Annotated in this window: 16 protein-coding genes; 9 read left to right on the plus strand and 7 right to left on the minus strand. The window is 69.8% G+C overall.

Annotation, left to right across the window (positions count from 1 at the left end; translation table 11 throughout):
- Positions 1 to 1,053, minus strand: a complete 1,053-nt coding sequence (locus AX769_RS11550) for an ATP-dependent DNA ligase (protein WP_066279388.1) — start codon at positions 1,051 to 1,053, stop codon at positions 1 to 3.
- Between the two features lie 46 nt (positions 1,054 to 1,099).
- Here AX769_RS11550 and ligD point away from each other — a divergent pair, with 46 nt between their 5' ends.
- Complete coding sequence (ligD, locus tag AX769_RS11555) at positions 1,100 to 2,122, plus strand: non-homologous end-joining DNA ligase (RefSeq protein ID WP_204249205.1); 1,023 nt, start codon at positions 1,100 to 1,102, stop codon at positions 2,120 to 2,122.
- 47 nt (positions 2,123 to 2,169) lie between these two features.
- Here ligD and AX769_RS11560 read toward each other — a convergent pair whose 3' ends face one another.
- Positions 2,170 to 2,703 carry a hypothetical protein gene (locus tag AX769_RS11560; protein ID WP_066279389.1) on the minus strand — a complete coding sequence of 178 codons (534 nt, stop codon included), beginning with the start codon at positions 2,701 to 2,703 and terminating at the stop codon, positions 2,170 to 2,172.
- Positions 2,703 to 3,608, minus strand: coding sequence for a patatin-like phospholipase family protein (locus AX769_RS11565; protein WP_066279390.1), 906 nt, complete (start codon positions 3,606 to 3,608; stop codon positions 2,703 to 2,705). The genes AX769_RS11560 and AX769_RS11565 overlap by 1 nt, the downstream gene beginning before the upstream one ends.
- Positions 3,609 to 3,679: 71 nt before the next feature.
- On the opposite strand from AX769_RS11565, the gene AX769_RS11570 reads away from it, so the two are divergent.
- Both AX769_RS11570 and AX769_RS11575 read left to right on the plus strand, forming a co-directional pair.
- On the plus strand, positions 3,680 to 4,186 hold the full coding sequence (locus AX769_RS11570; protein WP_066279391.1) for a hypothetical protein: 507 nt from the start codon (positions 3,680 to 3,682) through the stop codon (positions 4,184 to 4,186).
- Positions 4,187 to 4,373: 187 nt separating this feature from the next.
- Positions 4,374 to 5,291 carry a hypothetical protein gene (locus AX769_RS11575; RefSeq protein ID WP_066279396.1) on the plus strand — a complete coding sequence of 306 codons (918 nt, stop codon included), beginning with the start codon at positions 4,374 to 4,376 and terminating at the stop codon, positions 5,289 to 5,291.
- 155 nt (positions 5,292 to 5,446) lie between these two features.
- Here AX769_RS11575 and AX769_RS11580 read toward each other — a convergent pair whose 3' ends face one another.
- The 3 genes from AX769_RS11580 to AX769_RS11590 are packed head-to-tail and all read right to left on the minus strand — an operon-like array spanning position 5,447 to position 8,166.
- On the minus strand, positions 5,447 to 7,063 hold the full coding sequence (locus tag AX769_RS11580; RefSeq protein ID WP_082763766.1) for a long-chain fatty acid--CoA ligase: 1,617 nt from the start codon (positions 7,061 to 7,063) through the stop codon (positions 5,447 to 5,449).
- A 24-nt stretch (positions 7,064 to 7,087) separates the two neighbouring features.
- The gene (locus AX769_RS11585) at positions 7,088 to 7,525 is read right to left on the minus strand and encodes a thioesterase family protein (RefSeq protein ID WP_066279399.1); all 438 of its coding nucleotides are present in this window, start codon (positions 7,523 to 7,525) and stop codon (positions 7,088 to 7,090) included.
- On the minus strand, positions 7,522 to 8,166 hold the full coding sequence (locus AX769_RS11590; protein ID WP_239451767.1) for a QsdR family transcriptional regulator: 645 nt from the start codon (positions 8,164 to 8,166) through the stop codon (positions 7,522 to 7,524). The genes AX769_RS11585 and AX769_RS11590 overlap by 4 nt, the downstream gene beginning before the upstream one ends.
- Before the next feature lie 102 nt (positions 8,167 to 8,268).
- On the opposite strand from AX769_RS11590, the gene AX769_RS11595 reads away from it, so the two are divergent.
- From AX769_RS11595 to AX769_RS11620, 6 genes are all read left to right on the plus strand, one after another.
- Positions 8,269 to 9,465: an acyl-CoA dehydrogenase family protein gene (locus AX769_RS11595; RefSeq protein ID WP_066283577.1), complete on the plus strand. Its 1,197-nt coding sequence runs from the start codon at positions 8,269 to 8,271 to the stop codon at positions 9,463 to 9,465.
- Between the two features lie 29 nt (positions 9,466 to 9,494).
- Positions 9,495 to 10,721: an acetyl-CoA C-acetyltransferase gene (locus tag AX769_RS11600; RefSeq protein ID WP_066279401.1), complete on the plus strand. Its 1,227-nt coding sequence runs from the start codon at positions 9,495 to 9,497 to the stop codon at positions 10,719 to 10,721.
- Positions 10,722 to 10,824: 103 nt separating this feature from the next.
- Positions 10,825 to 11,931, plus strand: coding sequence for a zinc-binding dehydrogenase (locus tag AX769_RS11605; RefSeq protein WP_066279403.1), 1,107 nt, complete (start codon positions 10,825 to 10,827; stop codon positions 11,929 to 11,931).
- Positions 11,932 to 12,038: 107 nt separating this feature from the next.
- Entirely contained in the window at positions 12,039 to 12,794 is a 756-nt protein-coding gene (locus tag AX769_RS11610; protein WP_066279406.1) for an SDR family NAD(P)-dependent oxidoreductase, read from the plus strand.
- Positions 12,791 to 13,258 carry a MaoC family dehydratase gene (locus AX769_RS11615; protein ID WP_066279408.1) on the plus strand — a complete coding sequence of 156 codons (468 nt, stop codon included), beginning with the start codon at positions 12,791 to 12,793 and terminating at the stop codon, positions 13,256 to 13,258. Before AX769_RS11610 ends, AX769_RS11615 begins: the two co-directional genes overlap by 4 nt.
- A gap of 155 nt (positions 13,259 to 13,413) precedes the next feature.
- Positions 13,414 to 15,339, plus strand: a complete 1,926-nt coding sequence (locus tag AX769_RS11620; protein ID WP_066279410.1) for a glycoside hydrolase family 2 protein — start codon at positions 13,414 to 13,416, stop codon at positions 15,337 to 15,339.
- A gap of 121 nt (positions 15,340 to 15,460) precedes the next feature.
- On the opposite strand, the gene AX769_RS11625 is transcribed toward AX769_RS11620, so the two are convergent.
- Positions 15,461 to 15,901 carry a heme-binding protein gene (locus tag AX769_RS11625; protein WP_066279412.1) on the minus strand — a complete coding sequence of 147 codons (441 nt, stop codon included), beginning with the start codon at positions 15,899 to 15,901 and terminating at the stop codon, positions 15,461 to 15,463.
- Positions 15,902 to 15,991: the final 90 nt, after the last annotated feature.

Here is a 15,991-nt window from a genome sequence, read left to right on the forward strand (position 1 = left end):
TCAGTCCAACACCCTCTCGAGGTCGTAGGCCGCCGGGATCTCGAGCTGCTCGTAGGTGCACGAGCGTGCCTCCCGGTCGGGCCGCCACCGCTCGAACTGCACGGTGTGCCTGAAGCGATCGCCCTCCATCTGGTCGTAGCGCACCTCGAGCACCCGGGTCGGCTCGAGCTTGACGAACGAGACGTCCTTCCCCGACGAGAAGCGGCTGCGCTCCGTCTCGCCCTTCTCCGCTGCACCCGACGCGTCCCGGGTGACGAGTGGCTCGAGCTCGTCGACGAGCTCCTGACGGCGTTTGTCGGTGAAGGCCGAGACGCCGCCGACGTTCGTCAACTCGCCGTCGGCGTCGTAGAGGCCGACGAGCAGCGAGCCGACGCCCGAGCCGCTCGTGTGGATGCAGTAGCCGAGCGCGATGACGTCGGCCGTCCGGTGGTGCTTGATCTTCAGCATCCTGCGCTTGCCCTCGTCGTAGGGGGCTGCGAGAGATTTCGCGACGACGCCGTCGAGGCCCGCGCCTTCGAACTCCACGAGCCAGCGTCTCGCCTCGTCGACATCGGCGGTGGTGCGGCTGAGGTGCACGGGGGCGTCGAACGACGCAGCCATCTCTTCGAGCGCAGCCCGGCGCTCGGAGAACGGCAGCGGGGTGAGGTCGAGGTCGTCCGAGGCCAGCAGGTCGAAGGCGACGAACGAGGCGGGGGTCTCGGCGCTGAGCTTCGCGATGCGCGAGGCGGCGGGGTGGATGCGGGCCGAGAGGGCCTCCCAGTCGACCCGCTCGCCTCCTGGCGTGCCCTGGCGCAGCACGATTTCACCGTCGAGGACGCAGGATCCACTCGTCACGCGTTTCAGAGATTCGACCAGCTCGGGAAAGTACCGGGTCAGCATCTTCGACCCCCGACTGCCGATCTCGACCTCGCCGTCCGAGACGTAGACGAGGCCGCGGAAGCCGTCCCACTTCGGCTCGTAGACGAGGCCGCCCTCGACACTGTCGGGGTCGGGCACCGTCGGCACCGCCTTGGCGAGCATCGGCGAGATCGGGTTGGCGGCACTCGGGATCATGGGCCGAGTCTGCTCCTTTGCGCGCGGACAGGCCTACGCTCGGCGCATGGCTAGCGACGCAGTGGTTCTGACCGTTCCGGGCCCCTCCGGCGACCAAGAGGTGCGCATCTCGTCGCCCTCGCGCATCCTGTGGCCGTCCCTGGGGGTCACCAAGCTCGACCTCGCGAACTACCTCGTCGACGTCGGCGCCGCCTTCGTGCGGGCCAACGGCGATCGGCCGGTCTCGCTGCAGCGCTTCCCCGACGGCGTCGACGGCGAGCAGTTCTTCTCGAAGAACCCTCCGCGCGGGGCACCCGACTACGTCCGCGCGGTCGACGTGACCTACCCGAGCAAGCGCGTGCACCCGCAGCTCGTCATCGACGAGCCCGCCGCCGCCGTCTGGGGCGCGCAGATGAACACCGTCGTCTTCCACCCCTGGGCGTCGCGGGCGTCGGCCCCCGACTTCCCCGACGAGCTGCGCATCGACCTCGACCCGCAGCCCGGCACCGACTTCGGCGACGCCATCACCGCGGCGCTCGCCCTGCGCACCGTGCTCGCCGACTTCGGGCTGACCGCCTTCGTCAAGACCTCGGGCAACCGCGGGCTGCACGTGTTCGCGCCGATCGAGCCGTCGTGGGAGTTCCTCGAGGTGCGGCACGCGGTCATCGCAGCCGCCCGCGAGTTGGAGCGCAGGATGCCCGAGCAGGTCACCACGCACTGGTGGAAGGAGGAGCGCGGAGAGCGCATCTTCGTCGACTTCAACCAGGCCAACCGCGACCGCACCATGGCCGGTGCCTACAGCCCTCGGGCGCTCGCCGGGGCGACCGTCTCGACGCCGGTGTCGTGGGAGGAGTTGCCGGGCGTCGATCCTGCCGCGTTCACGGTGCTTACGGTCCCGGGCCGGCTGAAGACGACGGGCGACCCGTGGGAGGGCCTGCACTCGGGCGACGCCGCCCCGCTGGACTCGCTGCTCGCGCAGTGGGAGACGGACGTCTCGAACGGGTTGGGCGAGCTGCCCTTCCCGCCCGACTTCCCGAAGATGCCGGGCGAGCCGCCGCGCGTGCAGCCGAGCCGGGCCCGCAAAGAGTAGCTCGGGCGCCTGGCAGCGCCCCGGGGCTGGTGCTTGCAGCCCCGCTGCTACCAGCCCTGCTGCAGCATCTCGATGCGGTCGCGGAGGTAGTCGGCCAACGGGCGGCGCTCGCCGGGGCCGCCCCAGCGCACGAGCAGGGTGCCGGTCGTCGCGTCGACCGAGATCAGGCCGGTGCCCGCCGTGAGGGCCGTCGCACCGTGCGGCACCTCGCTGTAGTCGAAGTTGACGACCTCGCCCTCGACGAAGTGCCCGCGGCTGGCCGCGAGACGGTCGGCGCGCCGCACCTCGACCCCCGAGTTGAGGTTCTGCGGGCGGGTCGGCGTCACGGCGCGGGTGAGCTTGCCGGTGGCGGCGAGGTTGCCGTCACGGTCGAGCAGGAGCACCCCGAGGCGCCAGGCCCGGCCGACCGGGGTCATCGACGCGGCCGACTTGAACGGGCCGAGCCCGCGGCCGTCTTTGCGGACCCCGAGCGCTTCGTCGGCGATGCCGGACGCCGCCAGCTCTCCGGCAGTGGCCAGCAGCAGCTCGCGGAGGCGGGCCGGGGCGTCGTCGTCGCCTCCGGCCGGGGCGTCGGAGGGCATCAGCCCCAGAACCCCGCGACGGCGTCGGCGACCAGGGCGCCCTGTCGGCGGCCGGCGAGAGCCGAGGGCACCCGCGACGCGTCCGAGAGCGAGTTGGTGCCGAAGGCGGCGAGGCTCTCGTCGTCGGCGACGATCACGTGCACGCTCGAACCTTCGCCGCGCAGCGTCGCGACGGCGGCGTCGAGCTGCGGGCCCATCGGGCTCCGCGGGTCTTCGGGGCCGCAGGCGAGCACCAGGATGCTGTCGTAGCCGCTCGCGACATCGGCGTTCGTCCCCGAGCGCACACCGCCGTCGACGTAATACGAGCCGTCGATCTCGACGGGCGGGAAGACCAGCGGCACCGAGCAGCTGGCGGCGACGGCCTGCGTGAGCGACACCCCCGACGACGAGTCGAGCACACGGAACTCACCTGTCTCGGCCTCGACCACCGTGATGCCGAGGGCACCGGCGGGCCAGCCGAACGCGGCCGGGAACTGCGCGCCGATCGTCGCCAGGAGGGGCGACTCGGCACCGTTCGAATGCTCGACGGCCGCGCGGCCCAGCCGGGCCCTCGCATCCTGCTCGCCCGTGGCGCCCGCGAGGATGCTCTGCAGCCGCTCCCAGAGGACGGCGATGTCGGCGTCGCCCGCCGTGATGCCCGGGGCGTTCTCGTCTTCGGCGTCTTCGGCGGGGACGGCACCGGGGGCGGCGGCCTGCAGCGAGTAGACGAGCGGCACCTGGCCGAAGCGGAGGATCGTGCCCGCGACACTGCCGGCGCTCGTGCCGACGACGAGGTCGGCCGCGCCGAGGTCGACGCCCTGCGCGAGCAGCTCGGCGAGCACCCCGAGGTGCCAGGCGATGCCGGCGATACCACCGCCTCCGAGGACGACGGCGCGGCGGGAGGAAGCGGTGGAGGCATCGGTCATGGGTGGAGCTTATTCGCGCCCTGGTTCGGTTCACCTCAGGATCCCGGGTGGTGTCGTTTAGAGTGTCGGCCATGTCGTCTTCCACCCGGTTCGCTCGTCTCCTGCCGCTCGTCGTCGTCGGCGCGTCCCTGCTCGCCGTGAGCGGCTGCACCGCGGTCGGCCCGGAGGCCGGGGCGTCGTCGTCGGCGGCTGCGCCGGCCACTGCGGCGGCCCCTGCGGCGCCGGCCGCCTCGGGGACGGCGTCGTCGCAGACCAAGGCGACCGCCTGCACGATCCTGGGCTCGTCCCTTCAAGACCTGTCGAACAGCCTGCAGTCGGCCTATTCGAAGTACGCCACCGACCCCAAGGCGGCGGTCACCGCGCTGCAGAAGGTGTCGGCCACGTTCCAGTCGAGCGTCGCGAAGGTCACCGAACCCGGTGCCACCGCCCTCGCCACGAAGGCCGAGGGCGACCTGCAGACCCTGATCTCCGACGTGCAGAACGCCGTCAACCACCCGATCACCGGTGCCGCCGCCGTGCAGAAGCTGCTGCCGACCCTCGAGTCCGACTTCACGAAGATCGGGAGCTACTGCAAGTAGCCCCCCGCGCGCCGCCGAGGCACCTCCGATCAGACAGGATGGGCTCTCATTCAGGGCTGAAACGGTCTGATCCGTGGTGCCTCGGCGGCCTGTGATGGCCGGGCCGAGTTGTCCACAGCCGCGCAGTTCTCCACAGATCGGTTCGCGCCGCCCTGCGGATGCTTCACGCCTGGCACGATCGGCCGACATGAACGGCCGATTCCTGCGAACCACCGCCCCTACTCCTGACCGCGCCCAGTGCCGAGCGGCCGACGCGGGCGAGCTCGTCCGTGTGCGGTCCGGCGTCTTCCTGGACTCGAGCTGCTGGGAGGGGCTCGACGCCCGCTGGCGGCACATCGCCCTCGTGACCGCCGCGCTCGAGCGCCTCCAGCCGCATGTCGTGACCAGCCACGCTTCCGCGGCAGCGCTCTGGGGATTTCCCGTGCTCGACTCGTGGCCGGCCATCGTGCACGTGATCGATCGCTCGCGGAGCGTCGGCCAGCGATCCTCCACTCTGGTGCGGCATCCGGGGCAGGGCGCCCTCCGAGATGATGACGTGGCACGACGGCACGGTCTTCGTTGCACTTCGGCGACCCGGACGGCGGTCGATGTCGCCCTGCTGGACGGGTTCCTCAGCGGCCTCCTGTGCTTCGATCACGGCCTCCGGCGGGGACTGTTCTCGCACGAAGAGGTCGAGGCAGCCCTCATGCGTCGGGGATCCGCCCGAGGCATCCGAGCCGCTCGGCAGGCACTTGCGATCGCGGGCCCGGGATCGGGATCAGCCGGCGAGTCGATCAGCAAAGGCGTGGCGTTCGAGCTCGGGTTCCCCCTCGCCGAGCAGCAGAAGAGCTTCCCGAACCCGTGGGGCGGAGAGTACTTCGTCGACTTCTGGTGGGAGGACTTCGGCATCGTGGGGGAGTTCGATGGCGACCAGAAGTACCTCGACGAGGCGATGCGCAGCGGCCGCACGATCGAGCAGGTGATGCTCGACGAGAAGCGGAGGGCCGACGACATCCTCGCGCGCCCGGAGGTGCGAAACCTGGTGCGGTGGAAGTACGCGGCGGCCCGAAACCCGCGCGTGCTCTCTCGCATCCTGCACGGGTCGGGTCTGACCCAGCGGCGATAAGCGGCGTCGAGGCACCACTGATCCGACAGGAATCGAGCCGATCGGGCTCGTTTTGCGTCTGATCGGTGGTGCCTCGGCAACGCCGCGGTGGCGCGGCGCGCGGCGCGCGGCGCGCGGCGGCGCGGCGCGCGGCGCGCGGCGGCGCGGCGCGGCGCCTAGGCGCGCGCGGGCTCCGAGAACTGGGCGACGAGCTCGCGCTTCAGCACCTTGCCGCTGGCGCCGATGGGGAAGGCGTCGAGCACGTGCACCTGGCGCGGGAACTTGTAGGCGGCGAGGTGGTCCTTGACGAAGGTGACGATTTCGTCGCAGTCGAGGTGCGCGCCGGGGCGGGCGATGACGGCTGCGTGGACCTCCTGGCCGTGTACCTCGTCGGGCACGCCGAAGACGGCGGCGTTCGCGACGCCGGGGTGCCGCATGATGATGTCCTCGACCTCGGACGGGTAGACGTTGTAGCCGTTGCGCACGATCATGTCCTTCTTGCGGTCGACGATCGTGACGATGCCCTCGTCCGACTTCGTGCCGAGGTCGCCGGTGTGGAACCAGCCGTCGATCATCACGGCCTTCGTCGCTTCGGGGTTGCCGAGGTAGCCCTTCATGAGGTTGTGCCCGCGGATGACGATCTCGCCGAGCTCGCCGGGTGCCACGAACGAAACCCGGTCGTCGACATCCTGCTGCGCGATCTCGACGTCGACACCCCAGATCGGCTTGCCGATCGTGCCGGGTCGCGGGTCGCTGATGTCGTTCACGGTCGCGACAGGGCTGGTCTCGGTGAGGCCGTAGCCCTCTTGCACGACGGCGCCGAAGGTGTCCTGGAACCGCTCGAGCACCGACACGGGCAGCGCGGAGCCACCCGAGACGCAGTAGCGGAGCGGCGGCTTGGGTGCCGCATAGCCCGCGGCGGACGCCGCGCCGAGCAGCCCGATGTACATCGTCGGGACCGCCGTGAAAATAGTCGTGCGAGTCGCAACCATCAGCTGAAGCGCCTCCGCCGGGTCGAACTTCGGCAGCAGCACGATCGACGCACCGCGGCGGAAGACGGTGTTCATCACCGAGGTCTGCCCGAACGCGTGGAAGAACGGAAGCCCGCCGAAGACCACGTCGTCGACGGTCATGTCGGTGCAGTCGAGCAGCTCGGCCGAGACCTGCTCGACCATGGCGAGGTGCGATCCGACGGCGCCCTTGGGGTGCCCGGTGGTGCCCGAGGTGTACAGGATGGTGGCCGCGGCGAGGGGGTTCACCGACTCGTAGCGGTCGATCGGGGTGGCCGCGGCGGCCTCGACCTCGAGACGGTCGATCGGCACAGGGGTCTCCGCGCCCAACGGCAGCAGGACCGACAGGATCGGGACGCCGGCACGCCCGGCCGCCGGGATCGCCTCGCCGAGCTGGGGCGCCGCCACGATCGCGAGCCGAGCCCCGGAGTCGCGCAGCACGTACTCGATCTCCTCCGACTTGAACAGCAGGTGGATCGGCACGACGATGGCGCCGAGCGAGAGCACCGCGTAGTAGGCGCGGCAGAAGTCCGGCACGTTCGGGATGATCAGCGCGACGCGGTCGCCCCGGCCGACGCCGCGCGCGCGAAGCGCTCCGGCGTAGGCGCGCGTCTCGTCCCAGAGCTGCCCGTAGGTCGTGGTCTGACCCATGAAGTGCAGCGCCGGCCGGTCGCGGTGCCGCGTCGCGCTCTCCGACAGGATCGCGGCGATCGACAGCGTGCCGAGGCCGGGCCCGTCGAGCAGGGCCTGGGTTCCATCCAGGTCGGTTGAAGTGAACGTCATTGTTCGGTCCTTTCAGAGAAGGGGCTACGGGGTCGGCACCGCGAAGGCAGCCTCGATGGCGTGCCGGATGGCGGTGGGGATGGGCGTCGGCCGGCGGGACTGCCGGTCGACGAAGACGGTGGTGAAGGTGCCGTCGGCGAGGAGCGTCGAATCCTGCGCCTTCAGGATCCTGGGGGCCCAGGTGACGCTGGACGTGCCGATTCGCGAGACGGCCAGCTCGACGGCGATCTCGTCGGGGAAGGCCGCCGAGGCCTTGAACTCGCACGACGAGGCGACGCAGTAGCCGCTGTAGTCGGCGTTCAGCGGGTCGAGGCCGGCCACGCGGATCATCCAGGTGTTGATGGTGGTGTCCATCGCGGCGTAGTAGACGGTGTTGTTGAGGTGGCCGTACATGTCGTTGTCGTTCCAGCGGGTGGGGACGACGAGGGTGAAGAGGTTAGGCGCCGTGCTCTCTGAAATCATGGCTCCCTCAGCACATACTCGAAGGCGGCCCGGGCGCGCTCGGCGCTCGGCTGCTCGCCGGTGATCAGGTCGGCATAGGTGAACGACTCCGAGATGCGCACCAGCAGGTAGGCGAGGTCGTGCACGCTCAGCGAGAAGTGCATGCGCCCTGCGGCCGTCTCGGCCTCGAGCATCGCCTCGACGACGGCGAGGTAGCGCTGCTGCACCTGGCTCTCCTTGGTCGTCAGGATCTTGAGCGCTCGCGCCGGCTCCCGCTTGAGGAAGCCCTGAAAGGAGGGCGCCTCGATCAGAGTGGCCACGAAGTCGCCGAGCACCGTGGTCAGCCGGGCGCTGCCGAGGGTGTCGGTCGAGCGCTCGATGCGGGTCAGCGTCGGCTCGGCGAGTGACCACAGCACTTCGCTGAGCAGGGCGTCGCGGTTGCCGAGCCAGCGGAAGAGGGAGGTGCGGTCGACGCCCAGAGCGGCGGCCAGCACGTTCATGTCGACGCGTTCGCCGGCCAGGAAGGTGCGTCGAGCCAGCACGTACGCGCGAACCGTGTCGGTGTGGCTGCCGGCCTCGAGACGCCGGGCGAGATCGCTCGGCACCCGCTGCGTCGCCACGGGTGCCCACGCGACGGGAGCGCTCGTGGTCTGCATCGACATGTGTTGCACTCTAGGCGTTTCCCGCAAGGGCGCGCAACATTCTCGAAAATGATGCAGGATGTTCTCATCGGTAGTCAGATGTCGATCAACGGAGCTCATCACATGACACTCACCACGCCCACCATCTCGTATCTCTCGAGCGACTTCTACTTCGCTCAGGACGCCCTCACCGCCCGCGAGAACGAGTCCATCCACGAGCTGCGCTCGTTCCTCGAGGCAGAAGTCGCGCCCATCGCCGACGACTACTGGGAGCGCGCCGAATTCCCGATGCACCTCATCAAGCCGCTCGCCGACATCGGTGCCTACGGCGCTCTGTGGGAGGAGTCGCGGCAGTTCGAGAATTCGGCGAAGTATCGCGGCTGGGCCGCCCTGGAGTCGGGCCGCGTCGACGCGTCGGTCTCGACGTTCATCGGCGTCACCTCGGGCCTCGCCATGGGCTCGATCGGCGTCGGCGGCAGCCCCGAGCAGCGCGCCGAGTGGCTGCCGAAGCTCGCCACCGGCGAGCTGGTCGGCGCCTTCGGGCTGACCGAACCCCTTTCAGGATCCGACTCGGCCGGCGGCCTCCGCACGACGGCCACCCGCCACGGAGACTCTTGGACCCTCAACGGCGCGAAGCGCTGGATCGGCAACGCCACGTTCGCCGACGTCATCGTCATCTGGGCACGCGACACCGCGGACAACCAGGTCAAGGGCTTCCTCGTCACGAGCGACAGCCCCGGCTTCACAGCCACGAAGATCGAGCGCAAGCAGAGCCTCCGCATGGTGCAGAACGCCGACATCACCCTCACCGACGTGAAGGTGCCCGAAGAGCGTCGCCTGCAGCTGGTCAACTCCTTCAAGGACACCGCGAAGGTGCTGCTGCTCACTCGCGCCGACGTCGCCTGGCAGGCCATCGGCAACTCGATCGGCGCGTACGAGGCCGCCGTCGCCTACGTGAAGGAGCGCGAACAGTTCGGCAAGACGCTGTCGTCGTTCCAGCTCGTGCAAGACCTGCTCTCGCGAGCCCTCGGCAACATCTCGTCGTCGATCGCGCTGTGCATGCAGACCTCCGACCTCCTCGACCAGGGCCGCCAGACCGACGCACACGCATCGATGGCCAAGCAGTGGGCGACCTCCCGCATGCGCGAGACCGTCGGCTGGTGCCGCGAGGTCATGGGTGGCAACGGCATCGTGCTCGACTACGGAGTCGCCCGTCGGTTCGCCGACGCTGAGGCGATCTACTCGTTCGAGGGCACGCGTGAGATGAACTCGCTGATCGTCGGCCGCGCCATCACCGGCAAGAGCGCGTTCGTCTCCTAGTCCCACCGACCAGCTCAGAAAGACCTCTCATGACAGAAGCAGTAATCGTCGCGGCCTCGCGCACCCCGATCGGGCGAGCGTTCAAGGGCTCCCTGCGCGACGTGCGGGCCGACGACCTGGCGACCATGATCGTGCGCGACGTGCTCTCGAAAGTGCCCGCCCTCGATCCTGAAACCATCGACGACCTGATGATGGGCTGCGGCATGCCCGGCGGCGAGCAGGGCATGAACATCGCCCGGATCGTCGCGGTGGCGCTCGGCTACGACCACCTGCCCGGCACCACCGTCAATCGGTACTGTTCGTCGAGCCTGCAGACCTCGCGGATGGCGTTCCACGCGATCAAGGCCGGCGAAGGCTCTGTCTTCCTGAGCGCCGGCGTCGAGTCGGTGTCGCGATCGGCTCGAGGCTCGGCGGACTACATCCCGGGCGAGAACGTCGAGAACCCGCTCTTCGCGCCGGCGGTGTCGCGGACGGCGTCGCGAGCCGAGGCCGGGTCGACGCCGTGGCGCGATCCGCGCGAAGACGGCGAGCTGCCCGACGCGTACATCGCGATGGGCCAGACGGCCGAGAACGTCGCGTCGCTGATGAGCGTGTCGCGCGACGAGCAGGACGAGTTCGCCGCGCTGTCGCAGAACCGAGCCGAGCAGGCGATCGCCGACGGGTTCTGGGCGAGGGAGATCACGCCGGTCACTCTGCCGGACGGCTCGGTCATGTCCGTCGACGACGGGCCTCGTGCGGGCACGACCGTTTCGGCTCTGAGTGGTTTGAAGCCGGTGTTCCGGCCAGACGGCACGGTCACCGCAGGCAATGCGTGCCCGCTCAACGACGGCGCTGCGGCGCTCGTGATCATGAGCGACGCGCGAGCGCGTGAGCTCGGGTTGACGCCGCTCGCGCGGATCGTGTCGACCGGCGTCACCGGTCTGTCTCCCGAGATCATGGGTCTCGGCCCGGTCGAGGCGTCGCGGCAGGCTCTGTCGAGGGCGGGGCTCACCATCGACGACATCGACCTCGTCGAGATCAACGAGGCGTTCGCTGCCCAGGTGATCCCGTCGGCTCGCGAGCTCGGCGTGTCGTACGACAAGCTCAACGTGCACGGCGGCGCGATCGCCGTCGGTCACCCGTTCGGCATGACCGGCGCGCGCATCACCGGAACTCTCATCAATGGCTTGAAGACGCGCGACGCCCAGTTCGGGCTCGAGACCATGTGCGTCGGCGGAGGCCAGGGCATGGCGATGGTGATCGAGCGGCTCTCGTGACCCGCCTCGGCCGAGGTGGGGCCCCCACCCTTACCTTTTCGGCTCATCCTGACCGTCGAGGCGGGGCGGCCCTGCCGGAAAGGCAACGGTTCGGAGGCAGGACGTGCTGATCCGTGGAGCGGTGTTGGAGCGGACGGACGCGCAGCGGCCTTTCGCCGACTCGCGGCCGCTGACGCTGTCCGAGCTCTCGCTCGACGAGCCCGGCCCCGGCGAGATCCTGGTCCGCATCGAAGCGGCGGGGGTCTGCCACAGCGACCTCTCGGTGGTCGACGGCAACCGCGTGCGGCCGACGCCGATGCTGCTCGGGCACGAGGCCGCGGGCATAGTCGAGGCGGTCGGCTCCGGGCCCGATCCGGCGCTCGTCGTCGGCGACCGTGTCGTCATGACCTTCCTCCCCCGCTGCGGCGAGTGCCCCGAGTGCCAGACGGACGGGCGGCTGCCGTGCCGCGTCGGAAGCGCGGCGAACAACGCCGGGACGCTCGTGGGTGGCGGCGATCGCCTGCACCGCGACGGCGTGCCGGTTGCGCACCATCTGGGAGTCTCCGGATTTGCCACGTATGCAGTCGTCTCGGCCACCTCTGTCGTGCGCGTCGACCCCGACGTGCCGGCGGAGGTCGCCGCGCTGCTCGGCTGCGCGGTGCTGACCGGCGGGGGAGCAGTGCTGAACGCCGGCCGGCCCGGTTCTGGGCAGGACGTGCTCGTGGTCGGCCTCGGCGGCGTCGGCATGGCCGCGGTGCTCGTGGCGAAGGCGACCGGCCATCGGGTCATCGGCGTCGACGCGCTGCCGTCGAAGCTGACGCTCGCCCGTGATCTCGGGGCGTCCGATGTGTACTCACCGGCCGATGCCATCGCGGCAGGCGTGCGTGCGCCGGTCGTGATCGAAGCTGCTGGGCATCCTGCCGCCTTCGAGACGGCGTTCGCGCTGACCGCACCGGGCGGCACGACCGTGACGGTGGGGCTGCCGCGGCCCGACGCGCGCTCGTCGATCGCGCCCCTCACTCTGACGTCGGAGGCGCGCACCGTCGTGGGCAGCTACCTCGGCTCGTCCGTGCCCGCGCGGGACATCCCGCGCTACGTCGAGCTCTGGCGCCAGGGGCTGCTGCCGGTCGAGAAGCTCGTCTCGGCACGGGTCGGGCTCGGCGACCTGAACGAGGCGATGGACGCGCTGGCCTCGGGCGAAGCCCTCCGGCAGCTCATCGTCTTCGACTGAACCACTCCCCACCCTTACCTTTTCGGCTCACCCTCCCCGTCTGAACGGTGAGGACGTGCCGAATAGGGAAGGGGTGGCGAACCCGAACTTCAACGAAAGGAACCACCATGGCTGACCAGAAGACAGCAATCGTGACCGGCGGAGGCCGCGGCATCGGAGCCGCGATCGGCAAGCGTCTCGCCGCCGACGGCCTCGCCGTCGCCCTGCTCGACCTCAACGACGACGACGCGACCTCCACCGCCGCCTCGATCACGGAGGCGGGCGGCAAGGCCATCGGCCTGAAGGTGGACGTCGCCGACGAGCAGAGTGTCGCGTCGGCCGTCGCCGCCGTCACCGAGCAGCTCGGCGCGCCCACCGTGCTGGTGAACAACGCCGGCATCCTGCGCGACAACCTGCTCTTCAAGATGAGCGTCGACGACTGGGACATGGTGCTCGGCGTGCACCTCCGCGGAGCGTTCCTCATGAGCCGCGAGGTGCAGAAGCACATGGTCGAGGCGAAGTGGGGCAGGATCGTCAACCTCTCGTCGTCGTCGGCGCTCGGCAACCGCGGCCAGGTGAACTATGCGGCGGCGAAAGCCGGCATGCAGGGCTTCACCAAGACCCTCGCGATCGAGCTCGGGCCGTTCGGAGTGACGGCGAACGCGATCGCACCCGGCCTGATCCAGACGGCGATGACGGAGACGACCGCGGCGCGGCTCAAGATGCCGTTCGACGACTTCCTGGCGGAGGCGTCGAAGGGGATCCCGGTCCGACGCGTCGGCCAGCCTGACGACATCGCGGCGGTCGCGTCGTTCTTCGCGTCGGAGGGCGCCGGGTTCGTGTCGGGCCAGGTGCTGTATGTGGCGGGAGGGCCGCTCGATTGAGTGTTTTCACGGTTGCATCTCCCGCCGCCCTCGTCGACGCCGTCGGCACATCGCTCGGCCCGTCGTCGTGGATCGCGATCGACCAGCCACGTGTTCAGGCGTTCGCCGACGCCACCGGCGACCAGCAGTGGATCCACACCGACCCCGCCAGGGCAGCCACCGGCCCGTTCGGCGCCACGATCGCCCACGGCTATCTCACCCTGTCGCTGCTGCCGCTGATGACGGCCGACCTGCTCGACGTGCAGGGTGTCGCGGCGGCGATCAACTACGGCGCCGATCGGTTGCGGTTCGTGCAGCCGGTCCGCGTCGGCAGCCGGGTGCGCGCGGTCGGCGAGATCACCTCGGCAGACGCAGGATCCGGCGGGGTCAAGCTGGGCTACCGCCTCACCGTCGAGATCGACGGCTCGGACAAGCCGGCTCTCGTCGTCGACACGTTAACGCTGTACGTGCCGGCGGCCACCTGAACTCACCCCGGCGTCCCGCGAGTGCGCAACTCGCGGCTCATGTTCGAAGATGAGCCGCGAGTTGCGCACTCTCGAGGAGGGGGCGGTGGCGACGAGACGTTACAACGTTGTAGCGTGGTACGAGCCACGACCACAACGACCTCAAGGACGACGTCATGACCGACAGCACCGCGACCCCGCGCGCCGACTATCCCCGCCCCCAGTTCACCCGCGAACGGTGGCTGAACCTCAACGGGCAGTGGGGGTTCGAGTTCGATCCGGGCGATTCCGGGCTCGAGCGCGGGCTGCTGCAGGGCGACCGCGAGCTGCAGAGGCAGATCACGGTGCCGTTCGCACCGGAGAGCGAGCTGAGCGGAATCGGCGACGTCGACTTCCACCCCGCGGTCTGGTATCGCCGGAGCGTGACGGTGCCAGCCGACTGGGCGGATGATCGCATCCTGGTGCATTTCGGGGCGGTCGACCACGACACCACCGTGTGGATGCTGGCAGAGGGCCAGGAGGCGCAGGAGGTCGGCCGCCACCGTGGCGGCTTCACCAGCTTCACCTTCGACCTCACCGCGAGGGCAGGCGTCGAGGCCGGCGACACGATCGACCTGATCGTGCGCGCCCGCGACTCGAAGGACGCGCCGCAGGCTCGCGGCAAGCAGTCCACCGAATACGCCAACCACGACGCCGACTACACGCGCACCACGGGCATCTGGCAGACGGTCTGGCTCGAGCCGGTGCCGACCGTCGCGATCCTGCGCCCCCGCATCACGCCCGACCTCGAGAGCGGCACGTTCACGGTCGAGGTGCCGATCGGCGCCGGGCACGCGAACGGGCTGCGCGGTGGCCGCGTGCGCGTCACCGTGAGCGACGACGAGGGCGAGATCGAGTCGCAGGATGCCAGGGCCGATCTGACCCTGACGCCTCGCCTCACCATCGAGATCCCCGACGCCCGCGTGCGGCCCTGGTCGATCGGCGACCCGTACCTCTACGGGCTCCGCATCGAGCTGCTGTCGGCCCACGGCGACGTCGTCGACACCGTCGGCAGCTACGCGGGCCTCCGCAGCATCGCGATCGACGGTCAAGCGATCCTCATCAACGGCGAGCGGGTCTTCCAGCGGCTCGTGCTCGACCAGGGCCTTTACTCTGACGGGCTGCTGACGGCACCGAGCGACGCCGACCTGGTCCGCGACATCGAGCTGTCGATGCGCGCCGGGTTCAACGGGGCGCGCCTGCACCAGAAGGTCTTCGAAGAGCGGTTCCTGTATCACGCCGATCGCCTCGGCTACCTCGTCTGGGGCGAGTTCGGCGACTGGGGCGCCAAGACCACCGGGCCCTCCGACGACCGGCAGCAGCCCGACGCCTCATTCGTCGCAGAGTGGCTGGAGGCACTGGAGCGCGACTACTCGCATCCTGCGATCGTCGGCTGGTGCCCTCTCAACGAGACCCGCCAACACCTGTCCGACCGGATCACCGTGCTCGACGACGTCACCCGGGCGATGTTCCTCGCGACGAAGGCGATGGACACCACGCGCCCGGTGCTCGACGCCTCGGGCTACGCGCACCGCGTCTACGAGACCGACGTCTACGACAACCACAGCTACGACCAGGATCCCGTGTCGTTCGGCGCCACGATGGACCTGCTCGACCCTGTCGCGCGCACGGCGTACATCAGCACCGAAGACGACGACGGTATGCCGCGGCCCGATCTGCGGCAGTGGAGCCTGCCGTACAACGCGCAGCCGTACTTCTGCAGCGAGTTCGGCGGGATCTGGTGGAACGCGGCGGTCGCTTCGGCTGTCGCTTCGGCTGCCGCCGACGCGCCGGCCCAGTCGGGCACGACGTCGTGGGGCTACGGCGAGCGGGTGCACACCATCGAGGAGTTCTACGAGCGCTTCGAGGGGCTCGTCACGGCGCTGCTCGACAACGAGCACATGTTCGGCTACTGCTACACGCAACTGACCGCCGTCTTCCAAGAGCAGAACGGCGTCTACGACTTCGATCGCAGCGACAAGTTCGACATCGAGCGGATCGCCGCCGTCCAGCGCCGTCCTGCCGCGATCGAGGTCGCCGCGCGGTCGTCCGCCGCTGTGTGACGCGGCGTGTCTGACGCGCTCGGCAGCTCGGGAGGAGAAGGTGCGAGCTGATGGGCTCGCAAGGGTCTGAGCGGCTCGAAAATACTCCCGGACAGCCGGGCTGCAGCGGCGGCGCGTCCGGCTAGTTCGCGAGGTAGCTGCGCAGCGCGCTGGTGACGACGTCGTGGTCGACGACGTCGGGTTCGCCCGAGCCGGTGATCGTGCCGATGATCTCGCCACCGACGATGAGCGGGAACGACCCGCCCGACACCGCGAACTCGTCGTTGATCTCGAGCTCGTTGCCGGCGGCCTCTTCGCGGAGGCGCACGGCGAGCGACGCCGTCTTCTCGCGCTTCGCGACGTTCGACTTGCGGCGCAGCCACGACGTCGTCTGCTCTTCGACCCCGCCGAGCGCCGCCTTGTAGACGATGTGGTCGCCGATCACGATCTGCACGGCGAGGGCGAGCTCGCGCTCGCGGACGATCTCGGCGGCGAGGGTGCCGAGCGCGTACGCGGCCTCCTGATCGAACGTCTCGAACTGGAGCTCGTCCAGCTGGGCGTCGATGTCGTCGAGGGTGAACACGGGCAGGATCTCGGGGTGGCCATACCGACATCCTGCCGCACCCCTGCCTTTGTCCGCACATAGACCTTCCGTTTTACCTATAGGTGCGTC

Source organism: Frondihabitans sp. PAMC 28766 (genome assembly GCF_001577365.1).
Taxonomy (GTDB): domain Bacteria; phylum Actinomycetota; class Actinomycetes; order Actinomycetales; family Microbacteriaceae; genus Frondihabitans.

Excerpts from the sequence above, each read along its gene's own strand:
- AX769_RS11550 (WP_066279388.1), bottom strand. The coding sequence starts at position 1,053 with ATGATCCCGAGTGCCGCCAACCCGATCTCGCCGATGCTCGCCAAGGCG.
- ligD (WP_204249205.1), top strand. The coding sequence starts at position 1,100 with ATGGCTAGCGACGCAGTGGTTCTGACCGTTCCGGGCCCCTCCGGCGAC.
- AX769_RS11560 (WP_066279389.1), bottom strand. The coding sequence starts at position 2,703 with ATGCCCTCCGACGCCCCGGCCGGAGGCGACGACGACGCCCCGGCCCGC.
- AX769_RS11565 (WP_066279390.1), bottom strand. The coding sequence starts at position 3,608 with ATGACCGATGCCTCCACCGCTTCCTCCCGCCGCGCCGTCGTCCTCGGA.
- AX769_RS11570 (WP_066279391.1), top strand. The coding sequence starts at position 3,680 with ATGTCGTCTTCCACCCGGTTCGCTCGTCTCCTGCCGCTCGTCGTCGTC.
- AX769_RS11575 (WP_066279396.1), top strand. The coding sequence starts at position 4,374 with ATGAACGGCCGATTCCTGCGAACCACCGCCCCTACTCCTGACCGCGCC.
- AX769_RS11580 (WP_082763766.1), bottom strand. The coding sequence starts at position 7,063 with ATGACGTTCACTTCAACCGACCTGGATGGAACCCAGGCCCTGCTCGAC.
- AX769_RS11585 (WP_066279399.1), bottom strand. The coding sequence starts at position 7,525 with ATGATTTCAGAGAGCACGGCGCCTAACCTCTTCACCCTCGTCGTCCCC.
- AX769_RS11590 (WP_239451767.1), bottom strand. The coding sequence starts at position 8,166 with ATGTCGATGCAGACCACGAGCGCTCCCGTCGCGTGGGCACCCGTGGCG.
- AX769_RS11595 (WP_066283577.1), top strand. The coding sequence starts at position 8,269 with ATGACACTCACCACGCCCACCATCTCGTATCTCTCGAGCGACTTCTAC.
- AX769_RS11600 (WP_066279401.1), top strand. The coding sequence starts at position 9,495 with ATGACAGAAGCAGTAATCGTCGCGGCCTCGCGCACCCCGATCGGGCGA.
- AX769_RS11610 (WP_066279406.1), top strand. The coding sequence starts at position 12,039 with ATGGCTGACCAGAAGACAGCAATCGTGACCGGCGGAGGCCGCGGCATC.
- AX769_RS11620 (WP_066279410.1), top strand. The coding sequence starts at position 13,414 with ATGACCGACAGCACCGCGACCCCGCGCGCCGACTATCCCCGCCCCCAG.